Raw genomic sequence first — 21,650 nt, 5'->3', positions numbered from 1 at the left:
ATAGCCAAGATTCCGTTATGGCACACTGGGATTTTCGTTCTGGTCGGTTTCCCACCATTCAAATACTGCACTGGCATAGCGAAGGATATCCACGGTCCAACGCTGGACATCATCGGGACAATGGTAAGACGAATCTCGGAAGTCACCGAAGAGCGGCCGCAACATACAGTTCAGACGTGTCCCCGTTTGTGAGTCCCTCAATACATCCTGCGAATATGTCCCCAAGGGATTGAGCCGGGTATTCAGACACACTTCGATCGAGCTGCCACTCGCCGGACCGAACCTGAAAAACACCGCGTTTCCGGGCGCCAGATGTTCGAGTAGCTTTATTCGGGGGTTCGTAACAAGTGCTGACTGAACGGCGTCAAAAAGCATTTGCCTGTTTGGACAATAGGGTTGCTTGAAACTTTCAGGACCACCTCGCAAACGAGAGACAATCTCCCTTTGGAACGGACCAAGTTGAAATAGAATTTTGTTCATCTCTTCAAGCGACCGCGTGAAGTGACCGTGCGATGTCAGGAAGTAAAGTTCGCGAAGCGTCTCGGGGCTTCTGTCGATACTCGCCGAAAGTTCCTCGAATATCTGATCTAGTACGGCGGGGACCATCCCTTGAAAGGGGGAATCTCCCGCTTCAATGGCACGGGTCATTAGTGCCATCCGTGGTTTGAAGGCTTCCGAAGCGTACAGGGCTATCTTCCTTGATGTGAACTACTTCACCAAACTACCGCACAAACCGAAGAGGAGAAGCCATTCGAATTGCTGCCGCGGAAGATCTGTTTTCTGGAAGCGTCGGGGCCGCAGCAGCATCTTTTGCCCACCGCCCACCTGGCGCCTCATCAGCCTGAGCTACGTTAAACCTTGAATGTCCGGACAGCGTAGCTGCGTTGCCGCGTAGCGGCCAGAGACTGAACGGCAGCAACGGGCCGGGAACGACGGCCACTGCTGCGTGCCAAGCGCACGACCCGTCGCGTCTCAGCATAAGACCGCTTCGAGCCCAAAGCCGCCTTAGAGATGGCGCTCAATCTCGGCTACGGCTTCAGCAACATTCAGTTTGGCCGTGTCCAGCTTCACATCTGCCGTAGCCCATGGCGTGTAGTCGCGGGATAGCACCTTTTGCCAGTCGGGTTTTTCGAGGCCGGGCACATCCATCGTGCGTTCTTCGACCCTTGCCCGATGGATCACCGGATCAGAGCAAATGGTTTCAACGCCAAGAATTCTTACCTTTGACCGCTTTGCGGCGGCAGTGAAGATCTCGCGTGTGATCACCCAAGGGTTCACGCAGTCGATAATTGCCGTGTGCCCCAGAGCAAGGTTTGAGGCCGCAAGGGCTGCTGCGATATGGTAGCTTTCTGGACCGATGTCCCGGTCGGGATCAATTTCCCAGATAGCGGCGTCGATCTCATCAATCCGCAGATATACCGCCCCCTTTGCGACCGACAGGGCGCGTGAGATTGTGCTCTTACCAGTTCCCGGCAAGCCTGCGAATGAAATGAGGGTAGCCACAATTATGCCCGTGATGCCTGTTCGTGGTGCTCATCTAGCTCATAGCTGAACGACAGCAAAGTCCGCCAACCGGACATCAATCGGACTTGAGCAATCGAACCGCGATGATCGATCTGGAGGGCTGACTTAGTTCAATCGCAGCTTGGCAAACGAACAGGTGATGAATAGTTCTCAGGGCTTTTTCTGGCCCCGCTGCGCCTCATTCAAGGTGACGAGGGTTGCGCTCAAGCGCGTGAGATCGTGAATGAGGCGTTCTATCTCCTCAGAGCTCCAATCCAGTAGTAGCTCGTGAAAAGCAGGGCCAAAAGACTGCTGCATGGCAACAAGCCTTGTGCGCCCTACCTCTGTGATCTCTACCAGCCTATTGCGCCCGTCGTTTTGATCGCTCCGGACGAAAACCATCTGCTGTGCTGAAAATTTTTGGACCACTTTGGTCACGGCAGGTTGGGTCAGGTTCACGGCTGAGGCGATCTCGGAAATTCGGCTCGGGCCGCTCCTCCGAGCAAGATGGAGAAGCAGACTGAACTGCGCCCAGGTTACATCGTGAGGAACAAGCAGGCTTTCGATCAACGACCGGTACAGGGTGCTGACAACCCCAAGCTGTTGGCCGAACTGTGCGGAAAGCGGCGGGTGTTGCATCGAAACCTCTTGATTTGCATTCCGAGGAATGTAAAAAGCATTCCATGGAATACAAAGTGGGAAATTTTATGCTTAATCGACTTCTTCGAATGCCCCTCTTCGTACACTTGGCGGCAACCTTTCTGGCATTTCTCGGCTTTCACTGGATCAAAGGACGCCTCGACGCCAGCTATGCAGCATCGCTTTATCCGGTTGACTATGCGTCGGGCCAACTGGCGTTCGATGCCAAGCTCATCGAGGCATACTATGCGCATATGATGGATGCCGGGACCCTGCACATCTATTGGCAGACTCAATTCCTCGACTTTGGCTTCATCGCAGCGGTGATGGCCGTCTCGTTGCTGTTGGGAACTTTGGCTGCGCGGCTTGGGGGAAAGATCAACCTACTCGGTGTTTGGAGCTGGCATTTGGGTCGCGCCGCAGCAATTTTAGGTGTGTGCGGCGCCTCATTCGATGTACTCGAAAATCTGCTGTCGTTCGGAATGCTCGCACGCCCTGATGCAATTTCTGCATCTCTTGCGATGATTTACTCAGCCGCAGCGGCTGCGAAGTTCATATTGCTCACGTTGGCAATGTTGGCAGTGCTCATCGCTATTTTGACTGGGGTAGCTGCTCGATTGAACCTCGCCATAGCAAAAGGGCGTTCATAGCTCGACAAGGTGCGGCACTAGGGACCTGGGCCGATACAGACCGGGAAGTCCTTCCCGGATAGGCAACATCGGCGCCTCCCCCAGATGAGCAGACGGCGCTGACGCGGCAGCACGCCGGCGAACTGATCGCGGCATCGCTCGACGCCGTCGTATTTAAGGAGGTCGACTACGCCTCCAAGTTCGCCAGGGATTGCATGGCCGCCTTTGCCGCCGAGTTTAGTCAACGGTTGAACCTGACCAGTCACAGATGAAACACCCCCACGGCAGGTTTGTGGTGGCGGGACTTGCGGAGATTCCGCTGGGCTGCGTTGTCATCAAGGGCCGCGGAGGGACGCTCGCAGAGGTGAAACGCATGTGGGTTGCCCCTGCAGCGCGCAACCTTGGGCTGGCCCGAGAGCAAGAGAATTAATGACGTCCCATATCCGGACCTGTTCTTTGAAAAGAAGCTTTGATCGGACGGGTTCGGGACGTAACGCCGCGCAGTCGCGTGACCGTTTCTGGTCCTGTGTTCTGGCCCCGAGTGGCCCTTGTCGCTCCGCCCTGACGGGTTACATGTCGAGAAACAAAAGGCGGGTTCATGCACAGGCACAGCTTCGAACACGACGGGATCGTCCTGTCCTTCCTTGACGCCGGCGGGGCGGGGCGGCCTCTGGTTGCGCTACACGGGCACTGGATGGGCGCGTCCGATTTTTCTGCGTTGGCCGACGACCTTGCCCCCGATTGGCGCGTGATCGCATTGGACCAGCGCGGGTTCGGAGAGACCGACCACGCCGTGCCACATAGTATGCCCGCCTATGTGTCCGATGTGGTTGCACTTCTGGACCAACTGTCCATCACAGAGCCGGTTCCTGTGGTTGGCCACTCTTTCGGAGGAATTGTTGCCTATCATCTCGCTGCGGCACATCCTGAGCGCATAAGCGCAATGGTCATCGAAGACATCGGTGTGACTATTCAGGACGATTAAGCGACTTATATGGGGGGCTGGGGCGGTACGCACCGCTTGCGTGAAGACCTCGAGGCGCGCCTCGGGCCTCGCCTTGCGCCCTATCTGCAAAACTCGATCCATCGCGTTGCAGACGAATGGGCCCTAAATTTCGAACCTGCGGAGTTCCTGATGTCGGAAAAGGCGACCAATGGCGATCACTGGGCCATCTGGCTGAAAAGCCAGTGCGCGGCGCTCGTCGTCTTGGGGCGTGAAAGCCGCATTTGCGATGCGGCCGAGTTACGGACCATGACACAATGGCGCACCGGCACGACCTTCGCCCAGCTCGAAGCCGGTCACTCGGTCCACATTGATGCCCCCAAAGAGTTCGCGGATCTCCTACGACGGTTTTTGACGGCCTGATCCCTACGACCGGCAGTTTTGTGCGCGATCGGCGACTTTCGGACAGTGGTTTTCCGCACCAAGCACTGAACCACCGCTTTGGGAAAGCCGCACTGCTGCATCGGCGCAGTCCCGACCGGCAGCTCAGGGCCTCCGTTGTCATGGCGGCCCTCTATTCAAATCTCAACAGCCTCTGCGATGGTCAGCGCATCTTCGAGTTCGACGCCGAGGTAGCGAACCGTGCTATCCATTTTCGTATGGCCCAACAAAAGCTGGACCGCGCGGAGGTTGCCAGTTTTTCGGTATATCTGTGCCACCTTGGTCCGCCGCATGGAGTGGGTTCCATAGGCGCTCGGCTCTAAGCCGATTGAGATCACCCATTCACGCACCAGACGAGCGTATTGCCTCGTCGAAATATGCAGACGTTCATGAAAGCGGCCCGGCCACAAATGCTCCGAGCCAATCATCATGGACTCCTCGAGCCAACTCGCGACGGCTTTCCGCGTCCCCTCGGTGATCTCGAAGCTGACAGGTTTGCGGGTTTTGCTCTGGAAGATTGAAGCGCAGTGCTTAACCTGTCCGGCTGCGTAAACGTCAGCAACCTTCAGCTTTACCAGATCGCAGCCCCGTAATTTGCTGTCTATGGCGAGATTGAAGAGCGCCAGTTCGCGTAACTTCTGGGCAATCTCTAGTCGAACCCGGATTGCCCATACGTGTTTCGGCGCAAGCGGGCGCTTCTGGCCGACGATGCGCCCCTTGTTCCAAGCAGGACGGCATGCTCGGATGCCAGGTAGATTTGTAGCTGGCATAGTGGTTCCTCCTCTCCACCACGCCCGCCACATCCTCGGCAGTTTGCCGATACCCGATCATACCAGAATTGCCGGATTTTCGAGAGTGCACGGCAGACCAGAGCCTCCCGAGTTGCGACTTGCCATGTTTGAGCCCGACTTGACCCATTCTGATTTGTCGTTGAGGGTCCGCTCGCAAAAGTTGGAAGTGTTGGAAGTGTAAGTATGATGAAATTGTTTATTCACCCAAAGCGCCATGTTGCATTGTTGGTGGCGATTTTATCTTGGGTCATTGCAGTCTTGGCGTTGTCCGTGACTTTCTTCAGCGCAGACAGTTCACAAGGCCTGTTGCGTGACTTTGACAACCTCTTTGAACGCTGCCGGTTGTCGATCGAAACGAACTCGGAGTTTGATCACGAAGGTCTGGAAGAAACGGAAGTCCTAGCGCGCGATGAAGAGTGGCACCGATCTTACAAACAGCAGGCTTGGATCCGCGCGGGATCTGAACTGTATGCTGTGCTAACGGAGTGGACATCTGCCAACGGCACCACACGGCATGTGTGTAGCGTTAAATTTGCTGATGCAAGCCGTGTTATAGATGAGGTAGAACAGGCACTTCTGTTGCGCCGCTTTTCGATCATACAGACTAAGTTAATCGGAAAGGGCACTCATGACCGTGACAGAAAGCTGTCGCCAATCCCGCCGATGGTGAATGCCGCCTTTCTTCTTTCGACCAAGAACCCGAATGGTTGTCGGGTGATCAACTTTATCACCTTCAATCCTGATGGGACCTATTTCGGCGCGACAACCGGCGAGCAGACAGTCCATCCGTGTAGACCCGAATAGACGCGGCGATCGTGAAAACGCCTCTGAGAGAACGTCAAAGAAGCCATTTAATTCAAAATTCGAACAGGAGCATCGTTTAGCGTCACAGTTCGTGGCATATCGGACTAGGCTGCATTGTGTCTCATTGGTTGGGAGGGGGGACAGCGCCGCGGCTCAGTCCAGTTGGTCAATGTCCAAAAAGGACTGATATGTAGACGCGGTGATACAGACATCTGCCGCATAACGGGTTCGAGCCCGTTTTCCGCTTCCGGCTACCGTGGCCCGAGACGTATAGTTACCCCATGGGGCGCGTTTTCAAATTTCTCATGGTGGTGCTTGCAGTGCTCGTAGCAGCTCTCGCGGCCTATGGCGGAAAGGGTTATGTCGATGCGAAGCTTGCCTCCGATGATCTTCGCATCAGGGCAAACAAGCTGATTGCGGAAGGCCGAAGCGGTGCTGACCTGGGAGCGGAACGCCTCGATTGGCTTTTGCGCGTGCAGGACCCCGCTTTCCTCGACCACGGTGGCGTGGACTTTAACACAGCCGGCGCCGGGGCGACGACAATTTCCCAGTCTGTCGCAAAGCGACTTGCCTTCAAGCAGTTCCAACCCGGGATCGGCAAAGTACGACAGACCGGCTATGCTTTGGGATTGGAGCAGAGCCTGACAAAAGATCAAATCCTTGCACTCTGGCTCGATACCGCTGAAATGGGACGCGGACCGAGTGGCTGGATGACCGGGTTCTTCGAGGCCAGCTTTTTGGTCTTTGGCGTCCCGCCGTCCGAGGTAACGGATACAGAGTTTTTGCGACTGGTCGCCGTGCTGATTGCGCCTGCGTCCTTCGATTTGCTGCAGGGCGATGAGAAGCTTGTAGATCGGACGGAGCGCATTGAGCGCATGCTCCAAGGTGATTGCGCGCCATTAGATCACGGCGACGTTTGGCTGGAAGGTTGCCGGTGACTGGCATCTTTGGTCGCATTGGCGGCCTAACCGTCCAATTGACCTCACGAGCATGAGAATGACCGTTTTTGCGACCCGAAGATGTAAAGAAATGTTCCGCATGAGATTGATGGGTGGACCTTAATGTAATTGATAATTACAAAAAACCTCAAACGGAGGGCGTCATCTTGCGAGTTTTGATTATTTTTTTCTTTAGCATTTTTCTTGTTGGTGCATGTGGGCCAACAAATCAATCAAGAGGAACAAGTGCGCAACTTCATACACAGAAATCTCAAAGGGCGGCAAATCTAGCTCGAAACAATGCAATTTGGGCCCAAAGAAGAGGGTACGTTGTATCCGGTATGAATTATGAAGTGGGTGTGTCGCCGGACTGGTCGTATGCCTTGGTTGCACCAATTGGCCAAGCATCGTTTTCTCTAGGAGAAGTCGAAACTGCCGCCAGTGCAGTTACAGGATGTGCGGCAACTGGAGATTCCTTTTTGTACCTAATCGGTGTCAGTCAGGGTACGAGAATTCCGATATCTGCCCTTGATAAACTCTCTGGAAGGACACGTGTAGAGTTGACCTGCTGAGGCTGAACAGAGCGGTGGTCTGAATAGCTCCGTGCATTTTGGACGCCTTCTTCGCTAATTTTGAGGCAAGGAGGCCATGATGGGCACAGGGAATTTCACAGACGAGTTGAAGCGCCACGCGGTCGCGCAGATCAAAGAACGATGAATAGCCCCTCTTGGGCGTCACCAACCCAAGTGAACTTACCCCTCATTCTATGCTACCTTTCCAGCTGATGAGAGGCAATATCACGTGGCGAACTGTGCAACCACCGCCTAATCAGCAATCCTCGACTTCCTCGCTCGGGACGCTGGAAAGAAAGGCGTTCAGGTCTTTCTGAAAACCGATCATCCGGCTCATCTGGTCTTCGAGTTGGGCCAGCCGCGGCTCCAACCCCATCACGGGCTCGAGCATCTTTGGCACCTGCCCGATCTGCTCCGAAATCTGGGAAAGAGTCGTGATCATTTCCAGAAGCCGTTCGTTGAGTGTGCTCTCCTCGCGCACCTCCAGAAGTTTCTCCAGAGAGTCGATCAGGAATGGCAGCCTCTGACAGGCATCCAGCAGCTGGGTCAGCCGCGCTTCTGTTGTGTTTTGCATTGAAAATGTTCCACTCCCTTTTCGAGGCCTCCAGAACCTGCAATGGCCCCTCATTCAATCCGGCAACAAGCATGTGCATGAAGCGATTTTCTTCAATCCATTGCGCACATTTCAGAAGAAGGGCCTCTAGCCTCCTCGCCACAAACGCCTTGTTATATATAGAATTTTTAGAGCACCTACCTTGCGCAGCCAACACATGGCGCGTCGGAATTGGCAATGGCGGCCCTTCGAATATTTCCTCAATATCGAACCTATGAACCGGCCAAATATTCTTGCCATATTTGTCGATATTTCCAGAAATCACGTCAGCGGCGTTGCTGTTCACCGACTTGGCCAGCTTGGGCATGTCCGGTGGTGAAGCAGCCTCGCCAAAATCAGGATAAGGCAATCGCGCGAACAGGATCCCACCCAGTTTTACCGGAACAGATCTGTGATCGACACGTAGACGGAATGCTACTGTCTTTGAGGATTTTCCGGCAACGACGATACCCTCTTTCCTGAGCCACCCAGACATCGCATTTAGCAATTCATCTCTGCCGCTGAATGATGAAGTGGTTGCCAGAATTTGTGCTCGCCGCGCGATCCGCTCACCAAGGTCTTCCTCGAGATGAACACCCGTGCGCTTCGCCTCTGCACGCTGCTTTTGGCGCCAGTTAGGCAACTTGACCAGTTGCGCCCTTGCAGGATCAAACGGGTCGGCCCAGCCAAAACGGGCATTCACACATCGCACCACATCGTCCCATAGATCCCCGAAAAGTTTCCGAGGCGGCTTGGGATTGAAGCCCATCCAGCGCCCATGTCCGGCCAGTACAGAGCGCGGCAGAATGCAATTCAATTCAAGCCGACCTGTGTGGGTGTGAGTGCCGATCAACACCGGTGGCCGTGACCGCTCCGGAACACCAGCGTAGGAAACCGCGAGGACCATCGACAGAACCCGCCCGATCGCCTCTCTCGCTCCCCCTACCCCGAGATTGAAATCCGTGGTGTTCACGTCATCCTTCTCGAAGGTCAGAACCAGAACGCTGAACTTTTTGTTCACACGCTGATGTCGAAGAAACGCTGCCATCTGATCGGGATCGCCGATCAGCAACTCTGGCACCGGATCGCGCCGCGTCTCCTGATAGATTTCACCAACCTGCTTACGATGCGTTGGGGACAGAAAGTAGCTCATCATACCGCGGGCTTGCGGATCATTTTCCCAACCGTCCTTCCAACCACACATCATGAGCGCGGTATCCTAAGGAGTAGATCGTTAAGCCTTTCACAAAGCCGCTGTAGAAGCAGGAGCTCAGCCATTGGCACCTCAGCACCGCTGGCTTCTCTCTTTCGGACCTGCTCTTCGATTTCACCGACGACATTTACAATCCCATGCACCACCTCATCCGAAAGGCCTTTCGCCTTCGGCTCAGGACGGAAGCCATCAATTCGATCGAGCATGTATTTGTTTTCACTGATCCCCAGCTTTCCTGACCAGTGCGCAATCCACTGCGCCTGCGCAGGGGACATACGAATGGTCTTCCTGATTGTCGGGGAATTTGTCTCTGTCACGTCTTTGGGCTTACCACACCTCACTTGCAAAGCATTAGGTGTAGCGTATCCCGCAGTTGCGAAAATCACGTCATTTATTTTGCAGAGATCGCAATCAGTGCGCGCAAAGCAACGCGACTTTTTTTTTCGGGCAGCACGACTTATCGTGACGTCACTCGGGGAGACTTGATGTCAGTCGCCAAGATCCTCGGTAAAATGCAGGCCGCTCCGATACACCGAACAGAGCTCGCACGTTGAGGGCCATCCCTGACCTTCATGATGTGACCGCGTCCCACAGCCCCAATCGTCGTTACGGTGGAAAAAGAAGGCCGTGCGGAACGAAGCTCCTGTTGTCCGCTCCGCTATTCTGAAAGCCTCGTTTTAGCTGTCTGTACCGCGCTGCTGAGCAATGGCCATCGCAAAGACGCCGTTCCCGACACTCCAGTCCGAGTAGTCATTCTCATGCATGAAAATGAAAACATCCTTCGGCGACACCGCGGCGTTTGCTTCAAGGTTACGCGTGATCGCAGCATATAGATCGCGCTTCATCGCATCGCTTCTGCCGCGGCGCATCGTGATTTCCACAACGATCAGATTGTCTGACCGTGCGATGCCGTTAAAGCCCCTGTCGTAAAAGAACTCCTCTGCGTCATACTCTGTGACACGGTTGAAAAGCTCGTCTTTAGGCATCCCGATGCCTTCAACCAAAGCATCATGAATTCCCTGAACAATCTTTTGCTTTTGGGCTGCGACCGTTCCTTTCGGAACATCGGTTCGAACAAATGGCATGGCTCACCTTATCAATTTCTCTCCCGCGCTCTTAGCAGCAATTCAGCTGGTTCTTTATTGACGATGTTGCCCACTCTATGTGAGGATTTCTCACATGAAAAACAGAAAGAACCTGCCTGTCGCCGCCCTACGTGCTTTTGAAGCCGCTGCGCGTCATGGTCAGATCTCTCGCGCCGCTGATGAATTGGGTGTCACCCATGGCGCGGTCAGCCGCCACGTCAGCCATCTTGAGGATTTCGTCGGCGTGCCGCTGTTCGAGGGCGCGCGGAACCGCCCGAAACTAACCGAAGAAGGACGCGTTTTTGGCTTGGCCCTGACCTCGGCCTTTGACCAGATCGAGGACGCCCTGCGTAGCATCGGGCGTGGGAATGGCGATATTCTGGATGTCGCTTGCCTGAGCACCTTTGCAATGCGCTGGCTGATACCGCGGCTTCACGAATTCACGACCATTCACCCCCGCTTCGACGTCCGCCTCGCGACAGACAACCGCCATCAACAAGTCTCTGTCGATGTCCGAATTCTTGTCGTGCCGCCCCATGCGGAACTACCCAAAAGCTGCGTTCCGCTCTTCAACGAAAAGCTGGCATTGGTGGTTGCCCCCTCGCTTGTCCCGGATCGCGTTGAAGACATGCTCACCTTGCCGCGGCTGGAGACACGCACGCGCCCGCAGGTCTGGCAGGAATGGATCGACGCGACCGGAGAAGGTGACGCGTTTGAACCGGCTACAACGCGGATTTTCGATCATTATCACATGACGATTGAGGCGGCCTTGAACAGCCTCGGTATGGCGATCGCGCCTTGGCATCTGATTTCAGGGGACATTGCAAGTGGCCGGCTGGCCGCGCCGTTCGGCAAGGTCGATAGCAAATATGTTTATGCAGTTGACGCGCCCCGACCCAACAAGGCCAAAACAAGGGATTTCGTGAACTGGCTCAAGGAAGCCACGCAAGAGTTTCGCGACTAACTATTTGGCGATACGGCTGCACGGCAGCAGTGGAATCTTTATGCGCCCGTTTCGTTGCCAGAAAATGGCCGTAGATCCCGAGTGAGATGCTCCAGAGCTTGTCCCATCGCGGCCAGAGGATCCTCTTGTGGGGACCACTCCGGAGGGGATTCAGCGATCAGCATGCGCTCAATCCGCGCCACCACCGCAGCGCTCAGGGCCATATCCATCAAATAGTGGCGATGGATTGCCGCGAGTTACCGTCCCTGGCGACGTTGCATTTCCGTTGCCGCCGACAGCATCAGAGCCTTGGGCTGGGAAGCTTCGTCGAGGTCGAGTTCAATCAGAGATTGGGTGGAAAGGTCATTCGTATTCGGAAGGATGCCTTTCCCTTAGCAACTCAAGAACTTGGAGCACCCGAAACCGTGGATACCACCAATGAGCCGCGCAACCTTGCCGTCCGCCGAAGAGCAGCGTTTCCCCCGAAACGTGACTGACAGAACTGCATTGCCACCCACCGAACAGAAGAAGAACACTTGCATTAGAGTCCGTCACACTTTAATGTCCATCAGACATGTAACACAGCGGAAACGGGCCAAAAGTTTTTCCTTTCGGCATAGTGAGTTACGGAGACCGGTTTTGTGGGTGCGAATCCTACCACCCCAGCCAGAAACGTCCACAACATGCTGATCTGAAATGCTTTAACCGTGACCCAGATTTGTCATGCGTATCACACCCTTGTCACACAGCCGCTCCGCTCCTGACAGGAGCAACGCAATGCCCCTCGCCCCAATCTTCTTCGCCGTGGTGCAAATTACTCATGGCGTCGCCGCGTGCTGACCTCGGTGCTTTGCGCACTCGAACGTTTTTGAAACGAATTGAGACAAACGACACGCATCGCCGCAAAGGCGAGTGGTGATCTCTGGTGCCTCTGCGCACCGTGCCTTACGCTCTGATAATTCGGACAAATATACGGGGCGAAACGCTCTCGCCGGTCCATTGGGAGGAAAGAATTTTATGACGCAAGAATTAGTGGACGCCATCGCCGAGCAGGAACGCCGGCTTGTGCTGGAATATTTTGACGAAGACCTGGCCTTTACCCTCGGCTGTGCTCTGCGCGAACACGCTTTGGCCAGAGCTGCCCCCGTCTCGATCGAGATCAAGTCAGCTGCCCGCCGCTACTTTTTCACCACGCTGGCCGGTGCCACGCCCGAGAACGAAGATTGGGGCCGCCGAAAGGGCAACACTGTTCTGCGGACCTTCAAATCGTCCATGCGGGCCGGTCTGGAATACGGGCTCGAAGGGCGCGAGCAGTGGCCGGATGTGGGCCTGCCCTACAGCGATTTCGTCATCCACGGCGGCGGCTTTCCGATCACTGTCAAAGGTGTCGGTGTTATCGCCGCGATCGGTGTGTCGGGCCTCCCCTCGGTCGAAGATCACGAGATGGCCACGGCCATTCTGGCAGATCATCTTGGCTTGACCGGAATCGCCCTGCCCGAGGCGCTGAAACGCTTGCCCTAAGCGACCAATCCGATCATTCAGGACGTCGTGGAAAAGCAAGACCCTCATATCCCCGCAGCATTGCATGCGCTTGGCTGGACGCCTGTCCTGCAAGACCAACTCGGCCCCGATGACGCAGGCCTTGAGGCCATGCGCATCGCGGCCGTGCATCGCTCGACGATGACGGCATTTCGCGTGGGCGGGCGCGCCAAACTCAGCCTGCCTGCGGGGATGACGACGGCCAATTTCGCTGTCGGGGACTGGGTTCTAGCCGATCCTGACGGCCTCCAGATTTCCCGCCTGCTAGAGCGTCATTCCCTGCTTCAACGTCAGACGGTCGGCGCGCGCCAGCTGCAACTGATCGCAGCCAACGTGGATACGGTGTTCATCGTCACCTCCTGCAATGACGATTTCAATCCGGCCCGACTGGAGCGTTATCTGGCCCTGACCAACGAAGCCGGAACCGGTGCCGTGATCGTCTTGACCAAGGTGGACCAGACCCCCGATGTGACCGCCTTCGAACGCACAGCCGCGGGATTGCAACGGGGGTTGCAAGTAGTCCCGATCAACGGAAAGTCACAGGATGCGATCGCCGCCCTCGCCCCTTGGTGCAGTGCCGGACAGACCGTGGCGCTGATCGGATCGTCGGGCGTGGGCAAGTCAACGCTGCTCAACACGTTGGCCCGCAAATCAGAAGAGGATGCGCAGGCAACCGGCAGCATCCGCGAAGATGACGCGAAAGGGCGGCACACCACGACCTCCCGCTCGTTGCACACAATCGAAGGCGGCGCGTGGGTCATCGACACCCCCGGGATGCGGACCCTCCACGTAAGCGATCTGTCGACCGGCCTAGATGAGCTGTTTGCCGAGATCACCGAACTGGCCCCCGATTGCCGGTTTCGCGATTGCACCCACCAGCATGAACCCGGATGCGCGGTCCAAGCCGCAGTCAAGGCAGGCACGCTGGATCCCGCGCGCCTGTCTCGGTGGAGCAAACTGCGCGAAGAGAACCAGCAGAATACGCCCGTCGTGACCGGCGCACGCGGGAACAAGAAAACCTCTGCACGGGGCCGACATCGCTAAATTCACAAAGGCGAAAGTTCCCCTACGCCTTACCTGAACGCCGAAGCAAAGATGTCCGCCTGGCGGACAGATGTGGGAAAAACATACCTTTGGACTGATGCCCCGCGGATAACTGCCTCCAAGTAGGGAGGACGTTATGAGCAATAAAACAAGGGCGATCTGCCCATCCAGCCCCTATGCGCGCCCAAGGGCGGCAGCATAATGGCTCAGCATCCCAAAAAGCTTTTTGCGACGGGTTTTCTGCTCTCTGCCGGGGTCTGTTTCATCTTTGGGACGGCGGTGACGGTCAGCGATGTGATCCTGCGGGCGACCTCTGGCACCAATGTTCCTGCCGCGATCGAGCTCACGTCGTTGTCGATTGGCCTTGGGGCCCTGCTGTCCATGCCCATCGGGTATCTCTACCGCGCCCATGTGACGGCAAAGCTTCTGTCTGAACTCTCGCCTACGCGCTTTGGCCGCCCCCTCGGGATCGTGAGCACCGCGACATCGCTGATTTTCGCTGCGCTTCTGGCGTGGATCATGGGGCGCAATGCGCTCGAGAAACTTGGCGGGCCCCAGACCACGCCCGACCTTGGCTTGCCATTGGATATGGCGCTGATCGTGGTGGCGGTGACCTTGGGGCTTGCGGTCATTGCGGCTGCCTATGGGCTCGTTTCAACGCTCCGCGGACAGGGAGAGGCTTGATGGACGGGCTTTTCCTCGGAGGGCTGGGGTTCGCTGCAGCCATCGCCATGATCTTTCTCGAAGTACCCGTGGCGGTCGCATTGGGGCTGGTCGGGATTGTTGGCTCTGGCCTGATTATCGGGTCCGAAGGGGCCATGGCCATCGGCGCAACGACGATTTGGGACAGCCTGACCAACTATACCCTGACGATGCTGCCGCTGTTCGTCCTGATGGGGAACGTCGCGGCGAATTGTGGCCTGTCTTCCAAGCTTTACCAGTCGATGTCGGTTCTGATTGGCCATCGTCGCGGGGGCCTCGCCCTTGCGACGATCGGTGCCTCGGCCGGTTTCGGCATGATCTCGGGCTCCTCACTGGCGACCACTGCCACCATGGGCCGGATTGCCCTGCCGGAAATGCAAGAGGCGGGGTATTCCCGTTCCCTGTCCGCTGGATCCGTTGCCGCGGGGGGCACTCTGGGCATTCTGATCCCGCCCTCAACGGTTCTGGTGATCTATGCCTTCATCGCCGAACAATCGATCCGCGAGCTGCTTCTGGCCACGGCTGGCCCGATTACCATCGCGGTTCTGCTCTACTGTCTGGCGATTTGGGTTCCGATTTGGATGGGCTGGTCCTCGGCCCCTCAGCGGACGCGGGCAAACCGTCAGGAACGGCGCGCGGCTTGGGCCGAGCTCCTGCCGCCGGTGGGGATCTTCGGGATCATCATGGGCGGGCTCTATTCTGGCGTCTTCACCGCGAACGAGACCGCCGCCATAGGTGCCGCCGTTGTTCTGGCTTACGGGGTCCTATCCCGCCGCCTAAGCCTGAGCAGTCTGGTTTCCGCCCTCATGGACACCGCTATGACCTGCGGGGCGCTCTATCTGGTGCTGATCGGGGCCAATCTGTTCAACTTTTTTCTGACGCTTTCCGGCCTGCCGTTTTCCCTGACCGGCATGTTCGCGGGCATTCTGGACCAACCGCTGATGGTGATCCTGCTGATGCTGGCGATCTATCTGGCGCTGGGGACGCTGATGGACAGTCTGGCGATGCTGCTGCTGACGGTACCGCTCTTTGTGCCGGTGGCGCAGGCGGCGGGGATCGATCTGGTCTGGTTCGGAATCTTCGCCGTCATGGTGGTCGAGATGGGCCTGATCACACCGCCCGTCGGCATGAACCTGTTCGTTCTGAAAACCGTCCAGCCGGACATCAAACTGACCGAGTTGTGGAAAGGGGCGACCCCCTTTGTCATCGCCGATCTGATCCGCGTCCTGATCATTATCGCCATCCCCGCGATCGTGATCTGGCTGCCGCACCACGCCATTTGAACAAGCATACATTCATGGGAGGAAACTATGCTTAAACTTCTGACTTCTACGGGCACACTTGCTCTGGCGCTTGCTGCCACCACCCTTGAAGCCCGCGAAATGCGCGTGTCGTCCTTTGAGCCGGCGCAAGGGTTCTATTCGTCCAAAGTCCTTCAGCCCTGGATCGATCAGGTGAATGAAAAGCTGTCGGATGATGCCAAGTTCAAGCTTTACCCCGGCTCGATCCTCGGCGCTCCGCCAGCGCAGGCCGATCTTGTGAAGGCGGGCGTGGCAGATGTGGCGTTGGTGGTGCCGACCTACACGCCGGGCGTTTTCCCGATGACGGGCGTGGTCGAAATCCCCGGCCTTGTCGCAAATGGTAAAGAGGGCGCAAACATCCTGAACACGCTGGCCGAGGATGGCGCTTTGGACGCGGAATACAGAGATTACAAGGTGATCGCGGTCTTCAGCACGCCTGCCTATCGCTTTTTGATGACCGATGCGGCCGCCATGATGCCCGAGGATCTGAAGGGCAAAAAGCTGCGCTCGCCCTCGAAATTCGGGTCGGACCTGTTTGATATGGTCGGCGCCTCGGGCGTGGGTGTCCCCGCCCCGCAGGTCTACGAGAACCTTGAGCGCGGTGTTGTGGACGGCGCGGTTTGGGTGATGGACGCCTATCGCACCTTCCGCCTGAACGAGGTCGCGCCCTACGTGACCACGGCAGGCTTTATGGCGCAGCCGATGTCGATCCTGATGAACAAGAACACCTACAACAGCCTGTCTGACGCGGACAAAGCTGTGATCGACAGCATGTCTGGCCGCGCGACCGCAGAGTGGATCGCCGGTGTTGTCGACGACACCGACGCCGAGGTCGAAGCGGCCTTCCGCGCGGACGACAAGGTCACCTTTGTCGATCCGGACAGTGACGCAATGCAGGCATGGGCCGCGGCCTTTACCAATGCGGCTGACACGTGGGTTGGTCAGCAAACCGACCCCGAAGCTGCGGCAGCGGCCTTGGCCCGCGCCCACGAAGTCGTCGGCGACTAAGGGCACAGCACCCCGCCTGTCCGCCCACCGGACCGGCGGGGATTGCGCCTCAGGCGGCCGCAGCAAGCGGTCTAATCTGGGGCATTCCTTAACAAATGATGGAGACGACCATGGCAATCAATGCTCTGGGCTATCTCGGTGTGCGCTCTGACAAGCTGGACGACTGGGGCGATTTCGCGGGCAAGCTTTTGGGAATGCAGAAGATCGACCGCGGCGGCAAAGCAGTGGCCTTCCGCATGGACGACAAAGTGCAGCGCCTCTTGGTGTCAGACGAGGCGGGCGAAACGCTGGCCTTTCTGGGCTTTGAGGTCGAGCACAAGGACGACCTGCAGATGTACGCTGCGCGGCTGGATGCGGCGGGTGTTCCTGTCCAACTTGGCACCAAAGAGCTGGCCGACCGCCGCTTTGTCGGGGACCTGATCTGGTTCGAAGATCCCGGCGGCAATCGGGTGGAATTGTTCCACGCCCCGATGATCGCCAATGATCCCTTCGTACCGGGCCGCCCCATCGACGGTTTCAAAACCGGACCCTTGGGCATGGGTCATGCGGTGTTGCACGTCAAAGACATCAACGTGATGATGCCCTTCTATCGCGACCTCTTGGATTTCCACGTCTCGGATTACGGGCTGCAACCCTATGGGCTGTACTTCTTTCACCTGAATGAACGGCACCATTCCTTTGCCATGGTCGGCTCGGGGCAACTGGGTTTTCACCACTTTATGGTCGAGTTCCAGAACCTTGATGACGTGGGCCAAGGCTTTGATCTGGCACAGCAGGACGAGGGGCGCGTCGCCTACACCCTTGGCCGTCACACCAACGATTACATGACCTCTTACTACGCCAACTCGCCATCGGGTTTCTTTGTCGAGAACGGCTGGGGCGGGCGTTTGATCGATCCCGCCACATGGGAGCCCCACGAGACCCACGATGGCCCCAGCTTCTGGGGACACGAGCGCCTGTATCTAACCGAAGAAGGCGGGCGCAAACGCCTGCGGGACATGCGGCTGGATGCGGCTGCGCGGGGACGCCGCTCGCCTCCGGTGGCCGAGTGCCCGTGGCTCTATTCTGAACTTGCGAAACAGGGAAATTGACGATGGACCATTACGACGTTGCCATTGTGGGCTACGGTCCGGCCGGGGCCACTCTGGCCCATCTGCTGGGACAATGCGGCCTGAAAACACTGGTGCTAGAGCGTGAAGGCGCCCACTACCATTTGCCCCGCGCCGTTCATTTCGACGCCGAAGTCATGCGCGTTTTCCAATGGATCGGGATTGCGGACCAGATGGAGCCCAAGACCGCCATTCACCCCGGTATGCGGTTCGTTGACGGACAGGGCAATCTGCTGCTGGACTGGCCCCGCCCTCAGGGCGAAGGCCCCCAAGGCTGGCGCGCGAACTTCCGGTTCCACCAGCCCGATCTCGAAGAGGTGCTGCGCGCCCATATGAGCCAGCGCCCCGAAGTCACCGTCCGCACCCGCTGCGAGGTCTTCCATATCGAGGATCAGGGCGATCAGGTGGCCCTGCGCTTCGAAGATATGTCCCGTGGCAAGGTCGAGCATGTGACGGCGAAATACGTGGTCGGCTGTGACGGGGCACGGTCCTTGGTCCGCCGCTACATCGAGAGCGATATGGAGGATTATGGCTTCCACGAACGCTGGCTGGTGGTCGATGTGATCCTGCATCAGGACAAGCCCGATTTGGGCGATCACTCGATCCAGTATTGCGTGCCAGAGCGCCCCGCCACCTATGTGCGCACCCCCGGACTGCGCCGCCGTTGGGAGATCACCGTCCTGCCCGATGAGGACAGCTTTGACATCGCCAAGCCCGATCGCGTGTGGGAACTGCTGTCCGACTGGCTGACCCCCGACGAGGCCGAGTTGGAACGCACCGCTGTCTATACCTTCCATTCGCTGGTGGCCAACGATTGGCGCAAGGGCCGTCTGATCCTTGCTGGCGATGCGTGCCACCAAACACCGCCCTTTATGGGCCAAGGCATGTGCGCAGGCACTCGGGACGTGGCGAACCTCTATTGGAAACTGGCGCTGGCCTGCAAAGGGCTGGTCGCTGATCCGGACCAGCTGCTCGACACCTACGAGAGCGAGCGCAAACCCAACGCTGCCGAATACATTAAAACCGCCGTGCGCCTTGGCGGCCTGATCAACACCGCTGGCACCGAAGAGGCCCTGCGCGCGGCGCTGCCCGCGGGTGATGGGTCGGCGCGGATGGAAAGTATTGCGCCCCCGATTGGTCCGGGTCTTGGCGATGACACCGAGCAAGCAGGTCGTCTGTTCGGCCAGCCGCGCATGGCGGACGGTCAGCGGATGGACGATGTCTATCCCCATCAGTTCGTCGTGGTCGCGGATGCCACATTGGCCGAGGGGCTGACCCTGCCGAACCATGTTGCGTTAGTCACGACTGAACAGTCGAACGCGGCAGACCATCTGGCCCGCTTTGGGGCCAAGGCCACCGTCTTGCGCCCCGACAGACATACGCTTGGCGGTGCCGATACCGCCGAAGAATTGCAGGCGTTGCTGCTGCGCGTCCTGCCCAATCCCATCACAACACAACAACCGGAAATGGCTTAACCTCATGAAACTATGTTCTTTTAAGAAAGACGGCGTGGCGTCCTATGGTCTTGTCACCGATGCGGGTATCGTCGATCTGGGCAAACGCTTTGATGCAGCGACCCTGCGGGACTTTCTGGCCTCGGGCCAGATGTCCGAGGCTGAAGCCCTGACTGGCGCGGAGGCGGACTATGCCTTTGACGATGTGATCCATGAACCGGTCATTCCCAACCCGGACAAGATCATCTGCGTTGGTCTGAACTACCACGCGCACATCGCAGAAACCGGTCGCGAAGAAACCCCCAACCCGGTGCTCTTCGCGCGCTTTGCGGGCTCTCAGATCGGGCACAACCAACCTCTGATCAAGCCGCTGGAATCCGACAAATTCGACTACGAAGGCGAGGTCGCGGTCATCATCGGCAAAGAAGGCCGCCGCATTTCCGAAGCGGACGCGATGGACCATGTTGCGGGTTACGCCTGTTACAACGATGGCTCGGTCCGCGATTGGCAGAAGCACACCCATCAGTTCATGCCGGGCAAGACCTTTGCTGGCACCGGCGGCTTTGGCCCGTGGATGACCACTGCAGACGAGATCGAGGATCACACCAAGATGCGCCTGCAAACCCGCCTGAACGGCGAGGTCATGCAAGACACCACGCTGGACATGCTGGTCTGCTCGATCCCCCGTCTGATCGCCTATTGCAGCACCATCCTGCCGCTGTTGCCCGGTGACGTTCTGGTCTCTGGCACCCCCGGCGGCGTCGGTGCCCGCCGCGAACCGCCCCTGTTCATGAAAGACGGCGATGTCTGCGAAATCGAGGTCTCTGGCGTCGGTATCCTGCGCAATCCCGTGGTCGCCGAAGCCTGAGGCTGGCACAGTCAGAGCGTGTATGAGACTGTTCCCCAATGACTGATGCGCGCTCTGACAAAACCAAATCGAACGCCGTGCGATCTCTCGCGCGGGGTCTTGCCGTGCTGAGCTACGTGAACAAATCCGGTGAAAGCCGCCCCGCCGAGATCGCCAAAGCCTTGGGCCTGCCGCGTCCGACGGTGTACCGCCTGCTCGAAACGCTTGAGGAGATGGGTTACGTCGCGTTTTCAGCCACGTCGAACTATGTGCGTGTAACACGGCTCGCCGCGTCGCTTGGGGATGGCTATGCGCTGACTTCAGAGATTTCGCAGGCGGCGGGACCGATCTTTGCGGATTATTCGCAGCAACTTGTGTGGCCTTTGGACCTGACCGTTTACAACAACGCCGCGATGGTCATTCAGGAAACCACCCACGGGCGATCCCCCCTGTCGATTGACCGAGGCATGACAGGGTATCGGCTGCCGATGCTGCGGACCTCTGCGGGCCGCGCCTATCTCTCATTCTGTTCGGCGTCCGAACGCAGTCTGATCCTCGACCATCTGATCAGGATGGATGATCCAGAGGACCGCGTTTTCCTGCAGCAACGTTGGCTCGATGGCCTCTTCGAGCGATCAAGGGCGACCGGCGTCGCCATCCGCGACAGCGGAGAGTTCAACCCCCAGACATCCTCGATCGCGGTGCCCATCATGTCTGCGGGGAATGTTCTGGGATGCGTGTCGATGATCTGGATCCGGACCGCCATGAGCTCTGGCAAGGCCGTGACAGAATTCGCGGCTCCGCTAAAGGAAATCGCGAAACGCATCGCAGGCACCTTGCCCGATTAATCAATGGGGTTGGCGACCAATTCGGCGCGGATATTGTCGTCAATCGGCACGTCATAGGTCATCAATATGGTGCCCAGGACCGAGTAAAACCCGACGGTCGCAATCAGATCAAATACACCGGCCTTGCCGATGGTTTGGCGCAACTCTGCCTCTAGTTCTGCGGGCAGCTTATGATCATCGAAGATCGCATCCACAGCACGGGTCAGCAGGGCATCTTCACCAGCGGGCGCCTCGCGAATGGCACGGATACGGTCATCGGAAAAGTCCAGAGCCCGCGCCCGCGACACGTGATGCGCCCATTCATAGGCCGACCCCAAACGCACGCCCGTCCGCAAGATAACCACTTCGGACCGCTCCAGACCAAGGCTGGTGTCCTTGACAATGTGTTGCCGCAAATTCGCCCACGCCCGCGTAAGCGCGGGATGATGCGCCATCGTTCGATAGACGTTCAACGCGCCCGCAAAGCCTTGCTTTAGATCCGAAATCTCTTCAGGCCAGAGATCGTCTGTCAGAGGGCCGATCGGGGTATTTGATTGCTTCAAGGTCTTTCTCCGCTTTGCTCAGGAGGTTCCTCGGAAGAGCGACAGCTTGCAAGGTATTTGAAACGCCTCGTCCATCTGCCGAACAGGTCGGTGGAGCGGGTATTGTGTCGTCCTGCTCTGCCCCCATACCGCCAACACAGAGTAGGAGAGTCATTGACGCATC

General features: G+C 57.6%; 25 protein-coding genes. 17 read left to right on the top strand and 8 right to left on the bottom strand.

Annotated features, from left to right (window positions below; all coding sequences use genetic code 11):
* Positions 1 to 15: 15 nt before the first annotated feature.
* The 3 genes from HJ536_RS19285 to HJ536_RS19275 all read right to left on the bottom strand — a co-directional run bounded on the left by HJ536_RS19285 (position 16) and on the right by HJ536_RS19275 (position 2,142).
* Positions 16 to 648, bottom strand: a complete 633-nt coding sequence (locus tag HJ536_RS19285; protein WP_177159043.1) for a hypothetical protein — start codon at positions 646 to 648, stop codon at positions 16 to 18.
* A 357-nt stretch (positions 649 to 1,005) separates the two neighbouring features.
* On the bottom strand, positions 1,006 to 1,503 hold the full coding sequence (locus HJ536_RS19280; protein ID WP_177159042.1) for an AAA family ATPase: 498 nt from the start codon (positions 1,501 to 1,503) through the stop codon (positions 1,006 to 1,008).
* A 171-nt stretch (positions 1,504 to 1,674) separates the two neighbouring features.
* Positions 1,675 to 2,142, bottom strand: a complete 468-nt coding sequence (locus tag HJ536_RS19275) for a MarR family winged helix-turn-helix transcriptional regulator (RefSeq protein ID WP_177159041.1) — start codon at positions 2,140 to 2,142, stop codon at positions 1,675 to 1,677.
* A gap of 44 nt (positions 2,143 to 2,186) precedes the next feature.
* Between HJ536_RS19275 and HJ536_RS19270 the strand changes: the two genes are divergently transcribed.
* The 4 genes from HJ536_RS19270 to HJ536_RS21015 all read left to right on the top strand — a co-directional run bounded on the left by HJ536_RS19270 (position 2,187) and on the right by HJ536_RS21015 (position 4,137).
* Positions 2,187 to 2,792 (top strand): hypothetical protein, encoded by a 606-nt coding sequence (locus HJ536_RS19270; protein ID WP_177159040.1) that lies wholly within the window; start codon positions 2,187 to 2,189, stop codon positions 2,790 to 2,792.
* A gap of 247 nt (positions 2,793 to 3,039) precedes the next feature.
* The gene (locus HJ536_RS21290) at positions 3,040 to 3,201 is read left to right on the top strand and encodes a GNAT family N-acetyltransferase (protein ID WP_420811103.1); all 162 of its coding nucleotides are present in this window, start codon (positions 3,040 to 3,042) and stop codon (positions 3,199 to 3,201) included.
* 168 nt (positions 3,202 to 3,369) lie between these two features.
* Entirely contained in the window at positions 3,370 to 3,756 is a 387-nt protein-coding gene (locus tag HJ536_RS21020) for an alpha/beta fold hydrolase (RefSeq protein ID WP_228028826.1), read from the top strand.
* Positions 3,757 to 3,765: 9 nt separating this feature from the next.
* On the top strand, positions 3,766 to 4,137 hold the full coding sequence (locus HJ536_RS21015) for an alpha/beta fold hydrolase (protein ID WP_228028825.1): 372 nt from the start codon (positions 3,766 to 3,768) through the stop codon (positions 4,135 to 4,137).
* Positions 4,138 to 4,292: 155 nt separating this feature from the next.
* On the opposite strand, the gene HJ536_RS19260 is transcribed toward HJ536_RS21015, so the two are convergent.
* Entirely contained in the window at positions 4,293 to 4,925 is a 633-nt protein-coding gene (locus HJ536_RS19260; protein WP_177159039.1) for a tyrosine-type recombinase/integrase, read from the bottom strand.
* Between the two features lie 204 nt (positions 4,926 to 5,129).
* On the opposite strand from HJ536_RS19260, the gene HJ536_RS19255 reads away from it, so the two are divergent.
* From HJ536_RS19255 to HJ536_RS19245, 3 genes are all read left to right on the top strand, one after another.
* On the top strand, positions 5,130 to 5,750 hold the full coding sequence (locus HJ536_RS19255; RefSeq protein ID WP_177159038.1) for a hypothetical protein: 621 nt from the start codon (positions 5,130 to 5,132) through the stop codon (positions 5,748 to 5,750).
* 281 nt (positions 5,751 to 6,031) lie between these two features.
* Complete coding sequence (locus tag HJ536_RS19250; RefSeq protein WP_177159037.1) at positions 6,032 to 6,688, top strand: transglycosylase domain-containing protein; 657 nt, start codon at positions 6,032 to 6,034, stop codon at positions 6,686 to 6,688.
* A gap of 113 nt (positions 6,689 to 6,801) precedes the next feature.
* Positions 6,802 to 7,260: a hypothetical protein gene (locus HJ536_RS19245; RefSeq protein WP_177159036.1), complete on the top strand. Its 459-nt coding sequence runs from the start codon at positions 6,802 to 6,804 to the stop codon at positions 7,258 to 7,260.
* A 197-nt stretch (positions 7,261 to 7,457) separates the two neighbouring features.
* Here the strand turns inward: HJ536_RS19245 and HJ536_RS19240 are convergent, their stop codons facing one another.
* From HJ536_RS19240 to HJ536_RS19230, 3 genes are all read right to left on the bottom strand, one after another.
* Positions 7,458 to 9,059, bottom strand: a complete 1,602-nt coding sequence (locus HJ536_RS19240; protein WP_177159035.1) for a hypothetical protein — start codon at positions 9,057 to 9,059, stop codon at positions 7,458 to 7,460.
* Complete coding sequence (locus HJ536_RS19235; RefSeq protein WP_177159034.1) at positions 9,056 to 9,340, bottom strand: hypothetical protein; 285 nt, start codon at positions 9,338 to 9,340, stop codon at positions 9,056 to 9,058. Before HJ536_RS19235 ends, HJ536_RS19240 begins: the two co-directional genes overlap by 4 nt.
* 402 nt (positions 9,341 to 9,742) lie before the next feature.
* Positions 9,743 to 10,150, bottom strand: coding sequence for a tautomerase family protein (locus HJ536_RS19230; protein ID WP_177159033.1), 408 nt, complete (start codon positions 10,148 to 10,150; stop codon positions 9,743 to 9,745).
* Positions 10,151 to 10,244: 94 nt separating this feature from the next.
* Here HJ536_RS19230 and HJ536_RS19225 point away from each other — a divergent pair, with 94 nt between their 5' ends.
* From HJ536_RS19225 to HJ536_RS19180, 10 genes are all read left to right on the top strand, one after another.
* Positions 10,245 to 11,114: a LysR substrate-binding domain-containing protein gene (locus HJ536_RS19225; RefSeq protein ID WP_177159032.1), complete on the top strand. Its 870-nt coding sequence runs from the start codon at positions 10,245 to 10,247 to the stop codon at positions 11,112 to 11,114.
* A 996-nt stretch (positions 11,115 to 12,110) separates the two neighbouring features.
* Positions 12,111 to 12,614, top strand: coding sequence for a heme-degrading domain-containing protein (locus tag HJ536_RS19220; protein WP_177159031.1), 504 nt, complete (start codon positions 12,111 to 12,113; stop codon positions 12,612 to 12,614).
* A gap of 27 nt (positions 12,615 to 12,641) precedes the next feature.
* Positions 12,642 to 13,676: a ribosome small subunit-dependent GTPase A gene (rsgA, locus tag HJ536_RS19215; RefSeq protein WP_338082463.1), complete on the top strand. Its 1,035-nt coding sequence runs from the start codon at positions 12,642 to 12,644 to the stop codon at positions 13,674 to 13,676.
* A gap of 201 nt (positions 13,677 to 13,877) precedes the next feature.
* Complete coding sequence (locus tag HJ536_RS19210; protein ID WP_177159030.1) at positions 13,878 to 14,360, top strand: TRAP transporter small permease; 483 nt, start codon at positions 13,878 to 13,880, stop codon at positions 14,358 to 14,360.
* Complete coding sequence (locus HJ536_RS19205; protein ID WP_177159029.1) at positions 14,360 to 15,661, top strand: TRAP transporter large permease; 1,302 nt, start codon at positions 14,360 to 14,362, stop codon at positions 15,659 to 15,661. The genes HJ536_RS19210 and HJ536_RS19205 overlap by 1 nt, the downstream gene beginning before the upstream one ends.
* A gap of 27 nt (positions 15,662 to 15,688) precedes the next feature.
* Positions 15,689 to 16,687, top strand: a complete 999-nt coding sequence (locus HJ536_RS19200) for a TRAP transporter substrate-binding protein (RefSeq protein WP_177159028.1) — start codon at positions 15,689 to 15,691, stop codon at positions 16,685 to 16,687.
* A 110-nt stretch (positions 16,688 to 16,797) separates the two neighbouring features.
* Complete coding sequence (locus HJ536_RS19195) at positions 16,798 to 17,778, top strand: VOC family protein (protein ID WP_177159027.1); 981 nt, start codon at positions 16,798 to 16,800, stop codon at positions 17,776 to 17,778.
* Positions 17,779 to 17,780: 2 nt separating this feature from the next.
* Entirely contained in the window at positions 17,781 to 19,271 is a 1,491-nt protein-coding gene (gene mhpA, locus HJ536_RS19190) for a bifunctional 3-(3-hydroxy-phenyl)propionate/3-hydroxycinnamic acid hydroxylase MhpA (RefSeq protein WP_177159026.1), read from the top strand.
* A 4-nt stretch (positions 19,272 to 19,275) separates the two neighbouring features.
* Entirely contained in the window at positions 19,276 to 20,118 is an 843-nt protein-coding gene (locus HJ536_RS19185; protein ID WP_177159025.1) for a fumarylacetoacetate hydrolase family protein, read from the top strand.
* Positions 20,119 to 20,156: 38 nt separating this feature from the next.
* Positions 20,157 to 20,945 (top strand): DNA-binding transcriptional regulator, encoded by a 789-nt coding sequence (locus tag HJ536_RS19180; RefSeq protein ID WP_177159024.1) that lies wholly within the window; start codon positions 20,157 to 20,159, stop codon positions 20,943 to 20,945.
* Here the strand turns inward: HJ536_RS19180 and HJ536_RS19175 are convergent.
* Positions 20,942 to 21,487 carry a carboxymuconolactone decarboxylase family protein gene (locus HJ536_RS19175; RefSeq protein WP_177159023.1) on the bottom strand — a complete coding sequence of 182 codons (546 nt, stop codon included), beginning with the start codon at positions 21,485 to 21,487 and terminating at the stop codon, positions 20,942 to 20,944. The two genes, HJ536_RS19180 and HJ536_RS19175, sit on opposite strands and share 4 nt — an antisense overlap.
* Positions 21,488 to 21,650: the final 163 nt, after the last annotated feature.

Origin of the sequence: Donghicola mangrovi (assembly GCF_013377535.1) — a bacterium.
Taxonomy (GTDB): domain Bacteria; phylum Pseudomonadota; class Alphaproteobacteria; order Rhodobacterales; family Rhodobacteraceae; genus Donghicola; species Donghicola mangrovi.
This window is presented reverse-complemented; position numbering and strand designations above follow the sequence as displayed.

Coding starts and splice junctions, on each gene's coding strand:
- HJ536_RS19255 (WP_177159038.1), top strand. CDS start 5,130: ATGATGAAATTGTTTATTCACCCAAAGCGCCATGTTGCATTGTTGGTG.
- HJ536_RS21290 (WP_420811103.1), top strand. CDS start 3,040: ATGAAACACCCCCACGGCAGGTTTGTGGTGGCGGGACTTGCGGAGATT.
- HJ536_RS21015 (WP_228028825.1), top strand. CDS start 3,766: ATGGGGGGCTGGGGCGGTACGCACCGCTTGCGTGAAGACCTCGAGGCG.
- HJ536_RS19240 (WP_177159035.1), bottom strand. CDS start 9,059: ATGATGTGTGGTTGGAAGGACGGTTGGGAAAATGATCCGCAAGCCCGC.
- HJ536_RS19180 (WP_177159024.1), top strand. CDS start 20,157: ATGACTGATGCGCGCTCTGACAAAACCAAATCGAACGCCGTGCGATCT.
- HJ536_RS19260 (WP_177159039.1), bottom strand. CDS start 4,925: ATGCCAGCTACAAATCTACCTGGCATCCGAGCATGCCGTCCTGCTTGG.
- HJ536_RS19275 (WP_177159041.1), bottom strand. CDS start 2,142: ATGCAACACCCGCCGCTTTCCGCACAGTTCGGCCAACAGCTTGGGGTT.
- HJ536_RS19285 (WP_177159043.1), bottom strand. CDS start 648: ATGACCCGTGCCATTGAAGCGGGAGATTCCCCCTTTCAAGGGATGGTC.
- HJ536_RS19210 (WP_177159030.1), top strand. CDS start 13,878: ATGGCTCAGCATCCCAAAAAGCTTTTTGCGACGGGTTTTCTGCTCTCT.
- HJ536_RS19205 (WP_177159029.1), top strand. CDS start 14,360: ATGGACGGGCTTTTCCTCGGAGGGCTGGGGTTCGCTGCAGCCATCGCC.
- HJ536_RS19200 (WP_177159028.1), top strand. CDS start 15,689: ATGCTTAAACTTCTGACTTCTACGGGCACACTTGCTCTGGCGCTTGCT.
- mhpA (WP_177159026.1), top strand. CDS start 17,781: ATGGACCATTACGACGTTGCCATTGTGGGCTACGGTCCGGCCGGGGCC.
- HJ536_RS19220 (WP_177159031.1), top strand. CDS start 12,111: ATGACGCAAGAATTAGTGGACGCCATCGCCGAGCAGGAACGCCGGCTT.
- HJ536_RS19185 (WP_177159025.1), top strand. CDS start 19,276: ATGAAACTATGTTCTTTTAAGAAAGACGGCGTGGCGTCCTATGGTCTT.
- HJ536_RS19235 (WP_177159034.1), bottom strand. CDS start 9,340: ATGTCCCCTGCGCAGGCGCAGTGGATTGCGCACTGGTCAGGAAAGCTG.
- HJ536_RS19195 (WP_177159027.1), top strand. CDS start 16,798: ATGGCAATCAATGCTCTGGGCTATCTCGGTGTGCGCTCTGACAAGCTG.
- HJ536_RS19270 (WP_177159040.1), top strand. CDS start 2,187: ATGGAATACAAAGTGGGAAATTTTATGCTTAATCGACTTCTTCGAATG.
- HJ536_RS21020 (WP_228028826.1), top strand. CDS start 3,370: ATGCACAGGCACAGCTTCGAACACGACGGGATCGTCCTGTCCTTCCTT.
- HJ536_RS19230 (WP_177159033.1), bottom strand. CDS start 10,150: ATGCCATTTGTTCGAACCGATGTTCCGAAAGGAACGGTCGCAGCCCAA.
- HJ536_RS19250 (WP_177159037.1), top strand. CDS start 6,032: ATGGGGCGCGTTTTCAAATTTCTCATGGTGGTGCTTGCAGTGCTCGTA.
- HJ536_RS19225 (WP_177159032.1), top strand. CDS start 10,245: ATGAAAAACAGAAAGAACCTGCCTGTCGCCGCCCTACGTGCTTTTGAA.